Raw genomic sequence first — 16,738 nt, forward strand, 5'->3', positions numbered from 1 at the left:
GCGGGCCTCCGCTTCTTCCGCACCCCAGGGCGTCGGCGCCGGGGGGGCGGGCGGGGGGCCCGGGGGGGGGGGCGGGGCGGGCCGGGCCCGGCGCCGGGGGGGGGGGGGGGGCCCGCGCGCCCCCCCCCGACCGGTTCAGCACTCCGCGAGGTTCCCGTCGTAGGGGTCGTGCAGGTAGGACGAGGCGATCCATCCGGAGTACGTCGGACCACCGTTGCCGTACCGCACGTGCTGCCAGAAGTTGTCGTAGGAGTTGTAGTAGTCGCCCGTCGTCCAGCAGTCGAAGGCCACCCAGTGCCCGTTCGGGATCCGGGTGACGAGTGCACAGCTGGTGTGCGGGCCGGTACGCAGGGCCAGGCCGGTACTTCCGGCGCCTTCCACGTAGCTGCTGCCGTAGTCCTTGTCGGACCAGGTGTGGCTGCAACCCGCGCTCGCCGGCGCCCCCGCGACCGCCACGATCCCGGCCGCCGCGGCCAGGGTGAGCGCCGCCTGAGCGAGCGCGACAACCGACTTGGATCTCCGCATTTCTTACTCCCCGTGGTCGACCGCCCCGATATCGGTGGACGGTTTCGAAAGTGCAGACGTCCGTAGGTGCGAGATCTCGGATGGCTGGACGGGCGTCGCACCACCGCCCGCGCCGGGCGGACGGGTCAGCAGTCGATGTACGAGCCGCCGTCGTCGAGGTAGTGGTCGAACACCCAGCCCGAGTAGGTCGGACCGCCGTTGCCGTACCGCACGTGGGTCCAGCCGTTCCAGCCGTTGATGGTGTCGCCGTAGCCCTGGCAGTCCAGGGTCACCCAGTGCCCGTTCGGGATCCGGGTGACGAGCCCGCAGCTGGTGTGCGGGCCGGTACGCAGGGCCAGGCCGGTGGTTCCGGCGTCCTGCACCTGGTTGCTGCCGTAGTCCTTGTCGGACCAGGCGTGGCTGCAACCCGCGCTCGCCGGCGCCCCCGCGACCGCCACGATCCCGGCCGCCGCGGCCAGGGTGAGCGCCGCCTGAGCGAGCGCGACAACCGACTTGGATCTCCGCATTTCTTACTCCCCGTGGTTGACCGCTCCGATTCCGGTAAGCGGTTTCGAAGATCGTAAGAGGGAGCACCCGGATATGCAAGATCCTGAATAGCTAATCGGGGCAGTCTGACCTCCGGTGCGCCGGCGGGGCCGCCGCGTTCCGGCACGCCTCGGGAATGCCCCGGACGACGGAACGGCGGCAGGCCGCCGACCCGGGTGGGGTCGACGGCCTGCAGGTGCCGTGGAGTGGCGGTCAGCGCTCGGAGAACGGGGCGTACGCCCGCTCGGCGGAGCCGGTGTAGATCTGCCGCGGGCGACCGATCTTGGTCTCCGGGTCGTTGATCATCTCGCGCCACTGGGCGATCCAGCCGGGGAGCCGGCCCAGCGCGAAGAGCACCGTGAACATCTTGGTCGGGAAGCCCATGGCCTTGTAGATCAGGCCGGTGTAGAAGTCCACGTTCGGGTAGAGCTTGCGGGAGACGAAGAAGTCGTCGGCGAGGGCGATCTCCTCCAGCTGCATGGCCAGGTCCAGCAGCGGGTCCGGCTTCGCCATCCGGCCGAGCACGTCCTGGGCCGCCTTCTTCACGATCGCGGCACGCGGGTCGTAGTTCTTGTAGACCCGGTGCCCGAAGCCCATCAGCTTCACGCCGTCCTGCTTGTCCTTCACCTTGCGTACGAAGGACGCGACGTCGCCGCCGTCGGCCTGGATCTTCTCCAGCATCTCCAGCACGGCCTGGTTGGCGCCGCCGTGCAGCGGGCCGAAGAGCGCGTTCACGCCGGCCGAGACCGAGGCGAAGAGGTTGGCGTTGCTGGAGCCGACCAGCCGCACGGTCGAGGTGGAGCAGTTCTGCTCGTGGTCGGCGTGCAGGATGAACAGCATGTCCAGCACCTTGACCATCACCGGGTCGACCTCGTACGCCTCAGCCGGCACGCCGAAGGTCATCCGCAGGAGGTTCTCCACGTAGCCCAGCGAGTTGTCCGGGTACAGCAGCGGCTGCCCGATCGACTTCTTGTAGGCGTACGAGGCGATGGTGGGGACCTTCGCCATCAGCCGCACCGTGGACATCTCGACGTGGCGGGAGTCGAACGGGTCCAGGCTGTCCTGGTAGAAGGTGGAGATGGCGCTGACGGCCGAGGAGAGCACGGCCATCGGGTGGGCGTCGCGCGGGAAGCCGTCGAAGAAGCGGCGCATCTCCTCGTGCAGCAGCGAGTGCCGGCGGATGCGCTCGGTGAAGTCGGTCAACTGCTGCTGGGTCGGCAGCTCACCGTAGATCAGCAGGTAGGAGACCTCCAGGAAGGAGGACTTCTCCGCGAGCTGCTCGATCGGGTACCCGCGGTAACGCAGGATCCCCGCGTCGCCGTCGATGTAGGTGATGGCGGACGAGCAGGCCGCGGTGTTGACGAAACCGGGGTCGTACGTCGTCATCCCGGTTTCCTTCAGCAGCTTGCCCACCCCGATGCCGGCGGGGCCCTCGACTGCGGATTGCACCGGCATCGAAAGCTGCCCACCGGAGTGATCGAGCTTGACTTCCGTCATGTTTCCCTCGCTTCGCCGGCAGATCTGCGTTGAATTGCCTTCGCTTTTACCGTAATCACGGTCGAGGTAGTACCGCCCGTCGTGGTTCGACGGTGAGGCATGCGTCACCCGTTTCCCGACCTGCGGGCCGAGAAACCCACTCAATCCCGGACGCATCGAAGCCGGCGTCGCCTGGGAACGCTACCGTCCGCCCCCGCGCCGCCGTACGCTGAGCATGAGGTCCGCGCCCTGGAACGCGCTTTCCCGATGGCGCGGACCCCTCGACCGACGTCGATCGGATGCCCGGGGCGGGACGGGTCAGGAGAGGGCGAGGCGCAGCAGGGCGCCGTCGGGGGCCACGCGGTAGACGTCGAGGCGGTTGGCGCCCGCGTGGAAGAGCCGGTCGTCGGCGAGCAGGGCGGCGAAGCGCCGTCCGCCCGCGTCGCGCGGGACCACCGGGACGACCGCGCCGACCCGGCCGTTGACGGCGATCGCCAGCGGCGTGCCGTCGGGCACCTCCTCCGGCACGTCGCCCCAGACGGCGGCCGGCAGCCGCCCGGCGTCCGGGTCCACCGCCCCGAACGCGGCCAGGTCGGCGACGCGGGCGCTCCCGCCCACCGGACGGTCGCCGACGGCGGTGCCCACCAGCGGATGGAACGCGGGCGGCGCGACCGGGGCCGGCACGCCACCGGAGATCGGGGTCGGCTCGCCGGGACGGTCGTAGAAGACCTTGCCCGCCTCGGCACGCGGCGCCTGCCGGGCGGAGCGGCCGTCGACCGGCCCCGGGAGCCGGATCGCGGCCTCGTCGGCGATGGTGGGCAGCAGGTCGACGTGCTGCCAGTTCCGGTCGTCGATCCGCCCGGCCCGCTGGCCGGGGGTCTTGACGAACGTCGGCACCCAGGCGACCTCGCCGGGGGCGGTCCGGATGGCGTCCATGCCCCGGCCCTGGGCGCCCGGGGTGAAGCTGACGCCGTGATCCGCGGTGACCACCAGCAGGGCCTTGTCGTAGAGGCCGGCGGAGCGCAGCGTACGCAGGGTCTGGCCGATCAGCCGGTCGGTGTAGCCGAGCTGCGCGAGGTGCCGCCGGCGGGCCAGTTCCGCCCAGCCGTCGCCGTCGTTCGGCAGGTCGTGCGGGGCGTCGTAGCGCACCCCCGACGGCAGGTACGCCCACGGCGAGTGCGGCATCAGCAGGTGCAGGAAGTGCAGGGTGGGCCGGGGCGCCGGCCGCAGCCCGGCGAGGAAGCTGGTGAAGCGGGCCGGCTGGTTGTCGTCCAGGCTGTCCCAGCGGAACTTCGGGTCCGCCGGCACCGGCTCGGCGGCGTCGATGCCCGCCTCCGCGCGGGTCTGCTCGCGGTACGAGTCCTCCGGGTCGACGCGGCTGTCGACCGGGGCGGTGAGCTGGCGCAGCAGCCCGCCGGCCTGCCGGATCAGCACCCCCATCCCCTGCTCCGGCGCGACCGGCTGCTCGCAGCGGCTGGGCGGGCAGAGCCGGGTGATGCTCTCCTCGGCCCGGATGTCGTACAGGCCGCCGAAGGCCGTGAAGAGGTTGTCCGGGTACTGCGAGTAGTGCGGCGCCGCCGCGCGCTGCGGGTACCGGCCGGTGAGCATCGCCGGCAGCGCGTAGGGCGTCCAGCCGCTGACGCCGGTGGCGTTGCGGTACCAGGTGGAGCCGCCGGCCAGCTCGGCGAAGTGCGGGAACCGGGCGGCGTCGATCCGCCCGTCGGGGCCGAGCAGGGAGACCAGGGGCAGCTCGTCGAGGACCAGCACGACCACCGGCGGGTGGTTGCCCGGCCCGGCCATCCCGGCGGCGCCGCCCTCGCCCCGGGGCAGCACCACCGTCGTGGTGGGCGAGGCGAACACGAACAGGCCCACGAAGAGCAGCGGTCCGAGCGCGGCGAGCCGCAGCACCCGCCCGGGCGCGCGCCACCGCCGGTGCGCGGCGGCCCCGGCGGCCCCCACCACGCCGGCGAGCACCAGCAGCGGTACGCCCCGCAGCGGCGTACCGTGCCGGCCGACCTGCACGGCCAGCGCGGCGAGCAGCAGGCCGACCAGCAGGGTGTGCGTCGCCGCGCGGGCGGTGCGCCCGGCCAGCCGGGACAGCGCGCCGAGCAGCGCCACGGCGGCGGTGGGCACCAGCGCGACCAGCGCCACCAGCAGCAGGATCTCCCGACGCCCGGCGCGGTGGAACAGGAAGAAGTCGGGGCTGCGCCCGAGGACGTCCAGCAGCGGCTGGGTGACCACGAGCCCGACCAGCCCCGTCACCTCGGCCAGCCGCCCGAGCTCCGTACGCCAGCCGCCCGCCCAGCCCGGCCACCGGCCGGACGCCGGCCGGGTGTGCGACGCGGCCTGCGCTCCGGGGTCCGACGGTCCGGCGCTCGGTCCGGGTGCCGGCTCAGCCACCCACGACCGCCGTGTAGAGCGTGCGGGTGCCCGAGGGCAGGTCGAGTCGCCGCGTGATCCGGCAGCGCGCGGCGAGCAGCCGCTCGAACTCGGCCGGCCGGTAGTCGGGGAAGAGCCCCTCGGGCTTGTTGGCGAGCAGCCGCCGGGCCATCGGGTCCTCGGGGTGGACGAACTCCACCACCACGCGGGCGCCGGGGGCGGCCAGCCCCACCAGCCAGTCCAGCACCTCGGGCAGTGGCACGTTGCGCCCGATCGCCAGGTGGTGCACCACGGCCAGGGCGAGGATCGCGTCGGCGTCGGCCCGGTCGGCGAACGAGGCCCGCTCGACGCCGCGCCAGCCACCGCCGGGCGACGGGTCCGCGAGGTCCATCACCAGGGGCAGGATCCGCCGCTCCCCCTGCGCGCGCAGGTCCCGGTAGAGCCCGTCCAGCACGGCCGGGTCCTGCTCGACGGCGACGACGTAGTCGGCGTGCCGGGCGGCGAGGCGGGCGTACCGGCCGTCGTTGGCGCCGAGGTCCAGCGCCAGGCGGGGCCGGGGCCCGTCGGCCAACGCCTCGGCGACGAAGCGCTCCTTCGCGGCCCGGTCGTCGGCCGTGTACGCGCACGTGCGCTGGTAGTCGACCCAGTGGCTGGCCGGCGGGCGGTGCTCCAGGCGCCGGACGAGCTTCTCGATCCCCCGTACGGTGGCCAGCGCCAGCTCTCGCGAGTAGCCGGCCGCCCGCAGCTGGGACCGGACGTCGGCGGTGCTGGCCCGGGCGTTGCGCCGCTGCATGGCGTCGTGCAGGTGCACGTGGGTGGGTACGCCCGGCAGCAGCCGCCGCGCACCGCCGAACAGCCGTCGCATCTGGTCGGGCTCGATGCCATCGACCCGGGCGCGCAGCCAGGGCTGGAAGTCGAGCCCGAGGTGGGCGCCGAGCAGCAGCGGGTAGAGCAGGGTCTGGCAGAACTGCCGGTAGCCGGCCCAGGGCTCGCCGTCGCGGGCCGGGGTGAACGAGCCGACGTCGATGAACACCGGCTCGGCGCCGCGCCACTGGAGGTTGTAGGCCGAGCCGTCCTTCGTGGTGAACCCTGCGGGCAGGGCCGCCCGCAGGATCTCCAGGTGCAGCAGCGCCGCGTCGCGCAGCATGGTGAAGGACCACTCGTACGGGTGGGAGACGAACGGGATGCGCTCGTGGCGCAGCACGGCGGCCCACCGGTCGCCCGCCGGCGCGGTCGGCGACTCGACCGCCTCGGTGCCGCACACCTTGCCGGCGGCGAGCAGCGGTGGGAAGAACTCGGTGGCGGCCAGCGCGCGCCACTCCCCGGCGGCCCGCTCGTCCAGCCCACGCAGCACGTCGCCGTCGAGGTGGAAGACCCGGTTGGCGGGGTCGCGGAAGGAACCTGGCTCGGCGCGCAGACCGGTGCGGGAGTTCGCCATGGGCCGGGTCAGCGCTGGTCGGTGGGCTGGCGGCGGAACCGGTCGACCAGTCGCCGCCAGTAGAGCTTGGCCGCCACCGCGGCGCCGGCCACCCCGCCGACCACCGCCTGCACGATCAGGCTGCCGGACCCCGCGTCCAGGTAGGCCAGGTGTTCCACCGACCGCTCCTTCCCTCGCGTCTCGAGATCGGCATACGCGGGCACGACCTCTTGGAGGATTTGCCCGGAAAGCCGGAGTTGTCTGCCACGGTACGCCGATCGTCCCGGTCGTGCGGGCCACACCCGGCACTCCGTCCGCTGTCCGTTTCGTTCAAGACGCGCGTGCGGGCGCGTGCCTACGGTGGCGCCATGGCACCGACACTCGATCTCATCGGCATGGTCAGCAGCGACCTGCCCCGTTCCCTCGCCTTCTACCGGCGGCTCGGCCTCGACATCCCGGCCGACGCCGACACCGCGCCGCACGTGGAGGTCACCCTGCCCGGCGGCCTGCGGCTGGCCTGGGACACCGTCGAGACCATCCGCGCGTTCGACCCGGACTTCACGCCCACAAGCGGCGGCGGGGCCAGCCTCGCCTTCCGGTGCGCCGACCCGGCCGAGGTGGACCGGCTCTACGCGGAGCTGGTCGCCGAGGGCCACGAGGGCCACCTGCCGCCGTGGGACGCCTACTGGGGCCAGCGGTACGCGGTGGTGCTCGACCCCGACGGCAACGGCGTGGACCTGTTCTGCCCGCTGCCGCACGGCTGATCAGGCGCGCCGGCGCGGCACGGCCACAGCGGTGGCGCGCGGGTCGGCGGGTCAGCGCCTGGTCATCGGCCCTCCTGCGGGCGGTTGATCTCGACACGGGCGATGAGCTGCTTGAGCTGGGCGATCTCCTCGGCGAGCGCGGTCCCGCCGGCCGGGGTCAGGGTGATCCAGGTACGGCCGCGCCGGCCCTCGTAGCCCTTCTCGACCTGGATCAGGCCAGCCGCCTCCAGCACGCTCAGGTGCTTGGAGAGGTTGCCGGCGGTCAGATCCAGCTGGGTACGCAGGAACCGGAACTCGACCCGGCGGGCCTCGTGCGCGATGGTGAGGATGCCGAGCCTGACCCGCTGGTGCACCACATCGTCGAGTTCGGTGACCGGATGGGTGGGTGTCGTCCCGTCCGGCGCCGGGGCGTCACCGGGGCCGGTCACCGGGGCCCCCGCAGCCGTTGTGCCAGCGCGAAGCCGGCGCCGCCCAGCAGCAGTACGCCGCCACTGATGATCAACATTGGCGCTGCTTGCCACCGGCCGCCCCAGTGGGCCCCCCAGCCGAAGGTGATCGGCACCAGCACCACCGTCAGGTATCCGAGGGCGAACGCCAGCAACGCGGGATGCCGCTCCAGCCAGGCCAGCACCAGCAGCGCCAGCCCGATCCCGCCGATCGGGGTGAGCAGCCGGAACAGGACCTGCACGAAGGCGGACGGGTCGAGAAGCTGACGGTCGGGAACGAGCCACGCACCGGCGCCGGCCGCGATGGCGGCGAACAGCACGACCGCGAGCGCGACGCCGGTGAGCACGTACGGCCGCACCCGGGTGTCCACTCCCCGGGCCCGGGCGACACGCAGGTAGCCGCCGGCGATCACCACGTACGCCAGGAACAGCGCCGCCAGCCAGTAGAACTGCGGGACCGGTTCCCAGACCCTGCACACCTGACCGCCGTCCGCCGCCCGGCAGTCGCGGACGACGGTGGGCCCCCATCCAGAGACCGGAATCGCACCGAATGTCACCACGGCCAGCACCAGCAGCGGCAGCCACGTCACCCGCTGGGCCAGGCGGACCCGTCGTGCCAGGCCGTACGCCTCGGCGAGGAGCCGGCGGGGATCGTCGCCGGCAGGAACCGCATTTGAAGTCATGCCAACAGGTTTCCATAGCAAACCTATTGGCGCTAGACCTCCCCGCGTATTGGACAGGTCTTTCGTAACAGCCGCTCAGCGGGGCAGCAGGGCCGTCGGCGGCACGCCGGCCAGGTCGCGCACGTCGCGGGTGAGGTGGGCCTGGTCGGCGTATCCGCAGCGGGCCGCCACCTCGGCCAGCGGGGTGCCGGCGCGGGCCAGCGCCAGCGCGCGCCCCATCCGCAGGATCCGGGCCAGGGTCTTCGGGCCGTACCCGAACAGGTCGCGGCACCGGCGGTGCAGGGCGCGCGGGTCGAGGCCGGTCCCGGCGGCGGTCGCGGCCACGCTCGCGCCGGCGGCCAGCGCGGCGGTGACCCGGGCGCCGAGCGGGTCCGGCCCGCCGGCCGCCCGCAGCCGCCCCACGGCGATCTCCGTGAGCACCTCGGCCGGGGCCGTCTCCGCCCGCTCGGCCAGCCGGGCGACGTCCCGCTCGCCCCACAGCTCGGCCAGCGGCACCCGCCGGTCGCGTAACTCGACGGCCGGTACGCCGAGCACCGCGCGGCCCGTCCCCGGCGGCAGCCGCAGCCCCACCCAGCGCTCCGCCGGCCCGCCGCCGCTGAGGTGGGCGGTGCGGTCCGGGCCGGCCACCGTGAGCCCGCGGCGGCTCGACCAGAGCAGGTCGACGCAGCCGTCGGGAAGGACCCTGGTCGGGGCGGCGCCCGCCGCCGTGTCGCTGGTCCAGAGCACCGCGCCGGCGAACCCGGCGGGACGTTCCCGGTACATGCCGCCCAGCCTGCCACGGCCGGGCTAGCCTCCGAATGTGCGATGGTCGGTGCTCGACGCCCCCCTCGACTCCTCCGGACGCGGCCGGGGCGAGCGGCTGGCGCCCGCGGCGCTGCGGTCCGCCGGGCTGCTGGGCCGGCTGGGCGTGGCCGACGCCGGTGCGGTCGACACCCTGATCGACGACCCGGCCCGCGACCCGGAGACCGGGGTGATCGGCGTCGAGCAGGTGCGCCGCGCCACCCGGGCCATCGCCGTACGGGTGACGGCCCTGATCGACACGGGGTGGCAGCCGCTGGTGCTCGGCGGCGACTGCGCGATCCTGCCGGGCATCCTGCAGGGGCTGTCCTCCGGTTTCGACCTGTGGTTCCTCGATGCCCACCTCGACTTCGAGGACGGCCGCACCTCGCCCACCGGTGAAGCGGCGGACATGGACCTGTCGATCGTCACCGACCACGGCCCGGCGGGGGTCCTCGACCGGGAGGGGCCGCTGGTCGACCCCGACCAGGTGCACGTGCTCGGCCACCGGTCGCTCGACCGGGACACGGACGGCAGGGAGGCCTCCCGGATCGACCCGGCCGTGCACCTGGTGCCGGCCACCCGGCTGCGCGGCGCCGACGCGGCAGCGGTGGGCCGGGACCTCGCCGTCGGTACGACACCCGCCTGGCTGCACCTCGACCTCGACGTGCTCGACCCGCTCGTGCTGCCGGCGGTCAGCTATCCGGAGCCGGACGGCCTCGACTGGGCCGACCTGACCGCGCTGGCCCGACCACTGGTGCACTCGGGTCGACTGATCGGGATGAGCGTCACCGACTTCAACGCCGACGAGGACCCGGACGGGCGGCACGCGGAACGGATCGCGCAGGCCCTCGCCGAGCTGCTGGCCGCCTGAAGGTCGTCCGCCGGCGCCGCGCCCCGGGCGTCGGCGCAGGTGTGGAGGGCAGGCGCAGTCGGGCGTGCCAGGGAGGGGCGCGGTCAGGCGTCCGTGGTGGCGCCCGGCAGCCGGACGGTGAACACCGTCCGCCCCGGCCGGGTGTCCAACTCGACCGCACCGTGGTGGGCCTCCACCACGGCGGCCACGATCGCGAGGCCCAGGCCGGTGCTGCCGTGCGCCCGCGACCGGGAGCTGTCGCCCCGGGAGAAGCGTTCGAACACCTCGTCCCGCAGCGCCGGCGGCACGCCGGGACCGTCGTCGACGACGCCGAGCACGGCGACGTCGCCGGCCACCCGCAGGGTGGTGGTGACCGTGGTCCCGGGCGGGGTGTGCACGCGGGCGTTGGCCAGCAGGTTCGCCAGCACCTGGTGCAGCCGGGCCGGGTCGCCGGGGACCCGGACGACCGTGTCGGGCAGGTCGAGGCGCCAGCGGTGCTCCGGCCCCGCGACGTGCGCGTCGCCGACCGCGTCCACCACCAGGGCGGACAGGTCCACCGGCTCGACCGCGAGGGGGCGGCCCGAGTCGAGCCGGGCGAGCAGCAGCAGGTCGTCGACGAGGCTGGTCATCCGGGCGCTCTCCGACTCGACCCGGCGCAGCGCGTGGGCCACGTCGGGCGGCACCTCGTCCCGGCCGCGCCGGGCCACCTCGGCGTACCCCCGGATGGCCGCCAGCGGGGTGCGCAGCTCGTGGCTGGCGTCGGCGACGAACTGGCGTACGCGGGTCTCGCTGGCCTGGCGGGCGGCGAGCGCGGCGCCGACGTGCCCCAGCATCCGGTTGAGCGCCGCGCCCACCTGCCCGACCTCGGTGCGCGGGTCGGTGTCGGCGGCCGGGACCCGCACCGACAGCGCGACCTCGCCGCGGTCCAGGGGCAGCTCGCTGACCCGGCCGGCGGTGGCGGCGACGCGGCGCAGCGGGCGCAGGGTCGCCCGCACGATCAGGGCGCCGGCCCCGCCGGCGATCAGCAGCCCCACGGTCGCCACGCCGGCCTGCGCGGCGACCAGCCACCAGACGGTCTCCGACACGCCCGACAGCGGCAGGCCGAGCACCCGCACGGTCCCGCCCGGAAGCTGGCGCGCCACCACCCGGTAGTCGCCGTGCCCGCCGAGTTCGCGGGTGCGGGGTCGGCCGTCGGTGGGCACGTCCGCGAGACCGCTCAGGTCCTCGGGGGGTACGGCGCGCTCCTCCCGACCGGCCAGGGTCCAGGCCCGGACCACCCGGCCGTCGGCCACCTCGGCGACGACGGTCCCCGGCGGGAGGCCCCGGGGAATCCGCGCCTCCGGCCCGCCGATGGCGCCGGGCGGCACCTCGAAGGGCGACGGCACGCGCCCGGGGCCCCCGCGCATCGGCGCCAGCTGGTCGTCGACCCGGTCGATCAGGAACTGCCGCAGCGCGACCGTCGTGATGCCGCCGATGGCGACGCTGACCAGGGCCAGCAGGGCGACCAGGATGACCACCAGGCGGGTACGCAGCGACAGCCCGGCGAGCCGGTGGCGCAGCCGGCCACCGGGGCGCTCACTCCGCTGGTCGGAGGACATACCCCGCGCCGCGCAGCGTGTGGATCATCGGCTTGCGGCCCGCGTCGATCTTCTTCCGCAGGTACGAGATGTACAGCTCCACCACGTTGGCCTGGCCGCCGAAGTCGTAGTTCCAGACCCGGTCGAGGATCTGCGCCTTGCTGAGCACCCGGCGCGGGTTGCGCATGAGGTAGCGCAGCAGCTCGAACTCGGTGGCGGTGAGGGTGATGGGCTGGCCTGCGCGGCGCACCTCGTGGCTGTCCTCGTCGAGGCTGAGGTCGCCGACGGTGAGCACCGCGTCCGAGCGGGCGGCCACGGCGAAGCCCGAGCGGCGCAGCAACGCCCGCAGCCGGGCGATCACCTCCTCCAGGCTGAACGGTTTGGTGACGTAGTCGTCGCCGCCCACGGTGAGCCCGGCGATCCGCTCCTCCACCGCGTCCCGGGCGGTCAGGAAGAGCACCGGCACCGTCGGGGCGTGCTCGCGCAGCCGGCGCAGGACCTCGAAGCCGTTCACGTCGGGCAGCATCACGTCGAGCACCACGGCGTCGGGCTGGAACTGCCGCGCCGCGCTCAGCGCCGACGTGCCGTCGCCGGCCGTGCGCACCTGCCAGCCCTCGTAGCGCAGCGCCATCGACAGCAGGTCGGCCAGGGTGGGCTCGTCGTCGACCACCAGCACCCGCACCGGCTCCCCGTCGGGGCGGCGCAGCTCCACGCGGCCCGCCCCGGTCCGCCCGTCCGTCACCATGGCCCCCATCGTGTGCCGGCGCGCTGTGCCCGGCCTGTGCGCCACCTGTGCCCCCGCTGTGCCTGCCTCATTCCGCCCACGGACCGGCGGCCGCCCGGCTCGGCTGCCGCCCGGCTCGGGCGACCGGACTGGTCGACTGTCGGACTGGTCGGCTGCCGCTCGCGGGCCGGGCTGCTCGGGGTGGCCCGGCGTGCGCCGGCTGGGCTCACTCGGTCATGCCCACCGGGTAGGTGCGCACGAAGCGCATCGTCCAGGTGCCGCCGCCGACGGGGTGCTCCCGCCGGTAGAGGTGGTCTGGCCCGCCACCCGTACCCGGCCCCGCGTCGTCGGGGTGGCGCAGGATCCAGTGCGCGGGCGGGGAGCCGTCGGGCTCGGCGGGCAACTCCCGGACCAGGTCGTGGGCCGGGCCGTCGACGAAGCGTACGGTCACCTCGCTCATCCCTGCGCCCGCCCTCCCGTACCGCGCCCCGACACCGGGTCTGGCTCGCAAGCTACCGCAGCAGGGGGTGGCCCCGCCCGGATCCCGCAGCGGTTTGCCCTGATCGGAGCCCGGGTACCGCAGCGTTGGCGACCCGTCGTGGGGACGGGCCACGAGGGGCAGGGAGCGGTCGATGAGAACGCTGGACGGGCGGTACCGGCTCGAACAGCGCATCGGCATCGGCGGCATGTCGGAGGTCTGGCGGGCCCACGACGCGGTGCTGGACCGGCCGGTCGCGGTGAAGGTGATGTCCCCCGGGCAGGAGGGTCAGGACACCTCCGTGGAGCGGATCCGCGCGGAGGCCCGCTCCGCTGCCCGGCTGGTGCACCCGAACGTGGCCTCCGTGCACGACTTCGGCACCTGCGGGACGGGCCCCGAGGGCCGGGTGCCCTACATCGTCATGGAGCTGGCCGAGGGCGAGACGCTGGCCGAGCACCTGCGGGCCGGGCCGCTGGACTGGCGCATCGCCGTACGGGTCTGCGCGGAGGTGAGCGCCGCGCTCGCCGCCGCCCACACGCACGGCATCGTGCACCGCGACGTCAAGCCGGCGAACGTCATCCTGACCCCGAGCGGCGTGAAGGTGCTCGACTTCGGCATCGCCACCCCGTCCGGCACCCCCGACCGGTCACCGGAGGGGATGGTGGTCGGCACGCCGGCCTACCTCGCGCCGGAGCAGTTGGAACGGGCGCCCGCCACCCCGGCCGCCGACATGTACGCCCTCGGCGTGCTGCTCTACTACTGCCTGACGGGGCGACTGCCGTACGAGGCGGGCAGCACGACCCAGCTGCTCGGCGCGCGCCTGCGGCAGCCGCCGCTGCCGCTGCCGGAGATCGAGGGGCTGCCGCCGGAGGTGGCCGACCTGTGCGCGAACTGCCTGGCCGACGACCCGGCGGACCGGCCGTCGAGCCTGATGGCCGCGCTGCTGCTCGCGGAGGCGGTGGACGCCCGGGTGTACGTGCCGCTGCGCCAGCCGGCCATACCGCGGCAGCGTGGCGGGCCGATCTCGCCGTGGACCGAGCGGGCGGCGGCCGAGGCGACCGAGGCGGCTCCCCTACCCGACTGGTCCACCCAGGCCGGCTGAACCTCCTCGCGCCGGTCACCTGCGGTTTCACGGCCCGGGTGCCGGGTAGCCGGGCGGGTGAGCGACGGGAGGAACGCGATGCCGGAATCGAGCTCCTGGCTGAACGAGACGGCCACCGCGACCGCCGAGGGCGGCCACGTACGCACCGACGACGGGAGCCTGTCCACGGCTCTGGCGTCCCCACTTGCGCCACACTGCTCGGGGCTGACCCCGGAGCAGCTGCTCGCCGCCGCCTTCGCGTCCTGCCTGCACCACGCGGCGGTCGAGGCGGCGGGCGAGATCACCGACGAGGCGCACACCGTGCAGGTACGCGCCGAGGCGAAGCTCGGGCGCGACGACGACGGCAGGTACCGGGCCGACGTGCACGCCTCCATCTCGTCGGCGGGCCTCAGCCGGCAACAGCTGACCGAGCTGGTGGAGCACGCGGACCGGCTGTGGCCCTTCTCCAGCGGCGACGGCAGCCGGCACCGGCTCACCGTGACGCCTGCGGAGAACGGCCGGCACTGACCTCCCCCTCCGGACGCCTCTGGTGGCCCCGGCACGGCCGGTAGGCACCGGGACCAGCCGTCCCCGCGTCGGGTCGCCCCGCTGACCGACCGGAGGTCGTCCGACTCGGGGGAGCTCCTCCACCGTTCGGTGGAGGGTCCGGCTCCGCCCGTTTCGCCCCGACCCAAGACCAACTTCCACCCGTTTTCCTACCCCTAATCGGATAAATACGGAGGGGTGGACAAGGGCGAATGGCGGCTTTCCTTGCCCGCCGCCCCCATTCGCCCCGCAGATCGACGCAAATTGTGGCGCATGCCACCAAGCAGACCGATGGCAGGCGGCGCTCAGCTTTCTAGCCTCGGCGGGTGCACCACGACGATCCCCTCGACCAGAAGCTGACCCAGGATCCGCCGGCCACCCGACCGGACGATCCCACCTCAACCGATCGGACGACAGGCCGTCACCGCGTACGGGAGGCGCCGCGCCGTGGCGGCCGGGCCCTGCTCGCCTCGACCCCCGTCCGGGCCGCACTCGCCGCCGGCGTGACCTGCTGCCTCGGCGTCGCGGCGTTCGCCGGCACGCGCGGGGACGCCGACACCGCGCGGGAGCCCGTGGCCGAGGCGCTGATCGAGCGGGCCGTCGACGACGACCGCGCCTCGCGGTCACTGGAGCGGACCCCCTCGGCCTCCCCCTCGCCCTCGCTCAGCCCCAGCCCGACGCCGAAGCCGACCCCCTCGGCGACCCGCAAGGCGCCACGCAAGCCGACCCCGCCGCCCCGCCCACGCCCGGTCGCCGGACTCACCCAGGCGCAGATGGACAACGCCAAGATCATCGTGGACGTGGGCGCCGAGCTGAAGATGCCCCGCCGCGCCATGATCGTCGCCGTGGCGACCGCCATGCAGGAGAGCCGGCTCTACAACCTCGCCAGCGACGTGCTCCCGGAGTCCAGCCAGTACCCCCACCAGGGCAGCGGCGCCGACCACGACTCCGTGGGCCTGTTCCAGCAGCGCCCGAGCAGCGGCTGGGGCACCGTACGCGACCTGATGCGCCCGGCCTACGCCGCACGGGCCTTCTACGAGGCGCTGCGGGAGGTGCCGGGCTGGCAGCAGATGAGCGTGGCCGGTGCCGCCCAGGCCGTCCAGATCTCGGCCTTCCCCGACGCGTACGCCCAGCACGAGGGGCTGGCCACCACGGTCGTCGCCGCGCTGACGTGACGGCCGCCAGGGGCACGTGACGCCCCTGCGGCACCGGGGTCAGCGGATCCCGGCCCGGCCGCCCGGCGGGTCGCTGGCCGCGTCCGCGCCGCCACGGGCGCCGATCCGGGTAGCCGGCACACCGCCGCCCGGCACCGCGGCCGCAGCCGTCGGGGTGTCGGCCGGGACAGTTTCGGTGGTCAGGCCGTCGAGGATCCGGTCCACCCGCTCCTCGCGCCGGCGCCGGGCGTGCAGCGCCTCCTCGAACTCCCGGCGGGCCTGCACCGCCTCGGCGTAGACGCGCTCGCGCACCTGCCGGGCCTCCTCCCGGGCGGCGTCCAGCTCGACGCGCGCGCGGGTCAGCAGGTCCGCCGCCTCGCCGGCGCGCCGGGTCCGGTCCGCGTCGCCGAGGTCGAGCCGTTGCAGCAGCCCACGCAGCGCCGTCGCCTCGTCCCGGATCTCGTCCCACTCGCGCCCGGCCCTCGCGGCGCCCTCCGCCCGGGCGGCCAGCCGGGCCAGCCGGATGCCGATCTCGTCCAGGCAGGAATCGACCTGCCCCTGGTCGTATCCGGTCTCCACGACGCAGAACCTCATACTGTCGCCCCCCAGGCAGCCGGTGATTCCTTCCCCACCCTGGATCCTCGGCGCTGGGGGCGGCAGCGGAGGGGGTTCGGGAAAATTGTTCACCATGCGGACGCGGCCGGGCGCGCCGGCGGGGACGATCCGCGCAGAGGCGCCCGGCCGGGCCAGCCGGCGAGCGCGGCACCTGCTGCCTCCGCCGGACGGGACTGCGCCTGCTGCCGCCACCGGTCGGGGCGGTACCTGCTGCCGTCGCCGGGCAGGGCGGCGGCTCAGGAGCGCTTCGGAAGCACGACCACCCGGCCGAAGAACTCGTCGATGCGGCGCACCACGTCGTTGAAGTCGTCCAGGTCGATCGGCTTGGTGACGTAGGCGTTGGCCTGCAACGTGTAGCTGCCCACGATGTCCGTGTCGGCGTTGGAGGTGGTGAGCACGACGATCGGGATCGTACGCAGGTCCTCGTCGCCCTTGACCTCGCCGAGCACCTGCCGCCCGTCCATCCGGGGCATGTTCAGGTCGAGCAGGATGACGTCCGGCCGCCGGGCGTCGGTGTGGCGACCCTCGCGACGCAGGAACTCCATCGCCTCCTGGCCGTCGCTGACGACATCGATGACCTTGTCGACGTCGGAGTCCGCGAGGGCCTCCTCGATCATCAGCACGTCGCCCGGGTCGTCGTCCACCACGAGGATGCGAACCGGACTCGGGGTTTCTGCACCCATCACTACCTGCTTCGTGTCGGTGGAACGGAGAATCG

General features: G+C 74.3%; 19 protein-coding genes. 5 read left to right on the forward strand and 14 right to left on the reverse strand.

The window, feature by feature from the left end; translation table 11 throughout:
• Positions 1-135: 135 nt before the first annotated feature.
• The 6 genes from ACGFIR_RS16035 to ACGFIR_RS16060 form a co-directional block, all read right to left on the reverse strand.
• Positions 136-525 carry an SH3 domain-containing protein gene (locus ACGFIR_RS16035; protein ID WP_393145648.1) on the reverse strand — a complete coding sequence of 130 codons (390 nt, stop codon included), beginning with the start codon at positions 523-525 and terminating at the stop codon, positions 136-138.
• Between the two features lie 125 nt (positions 526-650).
• Positions 651-1,031 carry an SH3 domain-containing protein gene (locus tag ACGFIR_RS16040; protein WP_393003541.1) on the reverse strand — a complete coding sequence of 127 codons (381 nt, stop codon included), beginning with the start codon at positions 1,029-1,031 and terminating at the stop codon, positions 651-653.
• A 232-nt stretch (positions 1,032-1,263) separates the two neighbouring features.
• The gene (locus ACGFIR_RS16045; protein WP_393003543.1) at positions 1,264-2,547 is read right to left on the reverse strand and encodes a citrate synthase; all 1,284 of its coding nucleotides are present in this window, start codon (positions 2,545-2,547) and stop codon (positions 1,264-1,266) included.
• 297 nt (positions 2,548-2,844) lie between these two features.
• The gene (locus tag ACGFIR_RS16050; protein ID WP_393145650.1) at positions 2,845-4,926 is read right to left on the reverse strand and encodes a sulfatase-like hydrolase/transferase; all 2,082 of its coding nucleotides are present in this window, start codon (positions 4,924-4,926) and stop codon (positions 2,845-2,847) included.
• Complete coding sequence (locus tag ACGFIR_RS16055; RefSeq protein WP_393003547.1) at positions 4,919-6,343, reverse strand: methyltransferase; 1,425 nt, start codon at positions 6,341-6,343, stop codon at positions 4,919-4,921. Before ACGFIR_RS16055 ends, ACGFIR_RS16050 begins: the two co-directional genes overlap by 8 nt.
• 8 nt (positions 6,344-6,351) lie before the next feature.
• Positions 6,352-6,501: a hypothetical protein gene (locus ACGFIR_RS16060; RefSeq protein WP_165947858.1), complete on the reverse strand. Its 150-nt coding sequence runs from the start codon at positions 6,499-6,501 to the stop codon at positions 6,352-6,354.
• A gap of 189 nt (positions 6,502-6,690) precedes the next feature.
• On the opposite strand from ACGFIR_RS16060, the gene ACGFIR_RS16065 reads away from it, so the two are divergent.
• Positions 6,691-7,086, forward strand: coding sequence for a VOC family protein (locus ACGFIR_RS16065; protein WP_393145652.1), 396 nt, complete (start codon positions 6,691-6,693; stop codon positions 7,084-7,086).
• A 62-nt stretch (positions 7,087-7,148) separates the two neighbouring features.
• On the opposite strand, the gene ACGFIR_RS16070 is transcribed toward ACGFIR_RS16065, so the two are convergent.
• From ACGFIR_RS16070 to ACGFIR_RS16080, 3 genes are all read right to left on the reverse strand, one after another.
• Positions 7,149-7,514 (reverse strand): winged helix-turn-helix domain-containing protein, encoded by a 366-nt coding sequence (locus ACGFIR_RS16070; protein WP_393145654.1) that lies wholly within the window; start codon positions 7,512-7,514, stop codon positions 7,149-7,151.
• A complete protein-coding gene (locus ACGFIR_RS16075) occupies positions 7,511-8,215 on the reverse strand; it encodes a hypothetical protein (protein WP_393145656.1) in 705 nt (234 codons plus the stop codon). The genes ACGFIR_RS16070 and ACGFIR_RS16075 overlap by 4 nt, the downstream gene beginning before the upstream one ends.
• Before the next feature lie 75 nt (positions 8,216-8,290).
• Positions 8,291-8,977 carry a helix-turn-helix domain-containing protein gene (locus tag ACGFIR_RS16080; RefSeq protein ID WP_393145658.1) on the reverse strand — a complete coding sequence of 229 codons (687 nt, stop codon included), beginning with the start codon at positions 8,975-8,977 and terminating at the stop codon, positions 8,291-8,293.
• Between the two features lie 37 nt (positions 8,978-9,014).
• Between ACGFIR_RS16080 and ACGFIR_RS16085 the strand changes: the two genes are divergently transcribed.
• On the forward strand, positions 9,015-9,866 hold the full coding sequence (locus ACGFIR_RS16085) for an arginase family protein (RefSeq protein WP_393145660.1): 852 nt from the start codon (positions 9,015-9,017) through the stop codon (positions 9,864-9,866).
• Positions 9,867-9,949: 83 nt separating this feature from the next.
• On the opposite strand, the gene ACGFIR_RS16090 is transcribed toward ACGFIR_RS16085, so the two are convergent.
• From ACGFIR_RS16090 to ACGFIR_RS16100, 3 genes are all read right to left on the reverse strand, one after another.
• Positions 9,950-11,443, reverse strand: coding sequence for a sensor histidine kinase (locus tag ACGFIR_RS16090; RefSeq protein WP_393145665.1), 1,494 nt, complete (start codon positions 11,441-11,443; stop codon positions 9,950-9,952).
• Positions 11,421-12,167 (reverse strand): response regulator transcription factor, encoded by a 747-nt coding sequence (locus tag ACGFIR_RS16095; RefSeq protein ID WP_393003557.1) that lies wholly within the window; start codon positions 12,165-12,167, stop codon positions 11,421-11,423. The genes ACGFIR_RS16090 and ACGFIR_RS16095 overlap by 23 nt, the downstream gene beginning before the upstream one ends.
• 205 nt (positions 12,168-12,372) lie before the next feature.
• The gene (locus ACGFIR_RS16100; RefSeq protein ID WP_393145667.1) at positions 12,373-12,606 is read right to left on the reverse strand and encodes a hypothetical protein; all 234 of its coding nucleotides are present in this window, start codon (positions 12,604-12,606) and stop codon (positions 12,373-12,375) included.
• A 172-nt stretch (positions 12,607-12,778) separates the two neighbouring features.
• On the opposite strand from ACGFIR_RS16100, the gene ACGFIR_RS16105 reads away from it, so the two are divergent.
• The 3 genes from ACGFIR_RS16105 (at position 12,779) to ACGFIR_RS16115 (ending at position 15,426) form a co-directional block, all read left to right on the forward strand.
• On the forward strand, positions 12,779-13,726 hold the full coding sequence (locus ACGFIR_RS16105; protein WP_393145669.1) for a serine/threonine-protein kinase: 948 nt from the start codon (positions 12,779-12,781) through the stop codon (positions 13,724-13,726).
• Between the two features lie 78 nt (positions 13,727-13,804).
• On the forward strand, positions 13,805-14,233 hold the full coding sequence (locus tag ACGFIR_RS16110; protein WP_393003563.1) for an OsmC family protein: 429 nt from the start codon (positions 13,805-13,807) through the stop codon (positions 14,231-14,233).
• A 344-nt stretch (positions 14,234-14,577) separates the two neighbouring features.
• Positions 14,578-15,426, forward strand: coding sequence for a hypothetical protein (locus tag ACGFIR_RS16115; RefSeq protein ID WP_393145671.1), 849 nt, complete (start codon positions 14,578-14,580; stop codon positions 15,424-15,426).
• A gap of 39 nt (positions 15,427-15,465) precedes the next feature.
• Here the strand turns inward: ACGFIR_RS16115 and ACGFIR_RS16120 are convergent, their stop codons facing one another.
• A complete protein-coding gene (locus ACGFIR_RS16120; protein ID WP_393003567.1) occupies positions 15,466-15,999 on the reverse strand; it encodes an ATPase in 534 nt (177 codons plus the stop codon).
• Positions 16,000-16,256: 257 nt separating this feature from the next.
• The gene (locus tag ACGFIR_RS16125; RefSeq protein WP_393003569.1) at positions 16,257-16,703 is read right to left on the reverse strand and encodes a response regulator; all 447 of its coding nucleotides are present in this window, start codon (positions 16,701-16,703) and stop codon (positions 16,257-16,259) included.
• Positions 16,704-16,738 lie beyond the last annotated feature (35 nt).

The organism is Micromonospora sp. NPDC049051 (assembly GCF_043197575.1).
Classification (GTDB): Bacteria; Actinomycetota; Actinomycetes; order Mycobacteriales; family Micromonosporaceae; genus Micromonospora.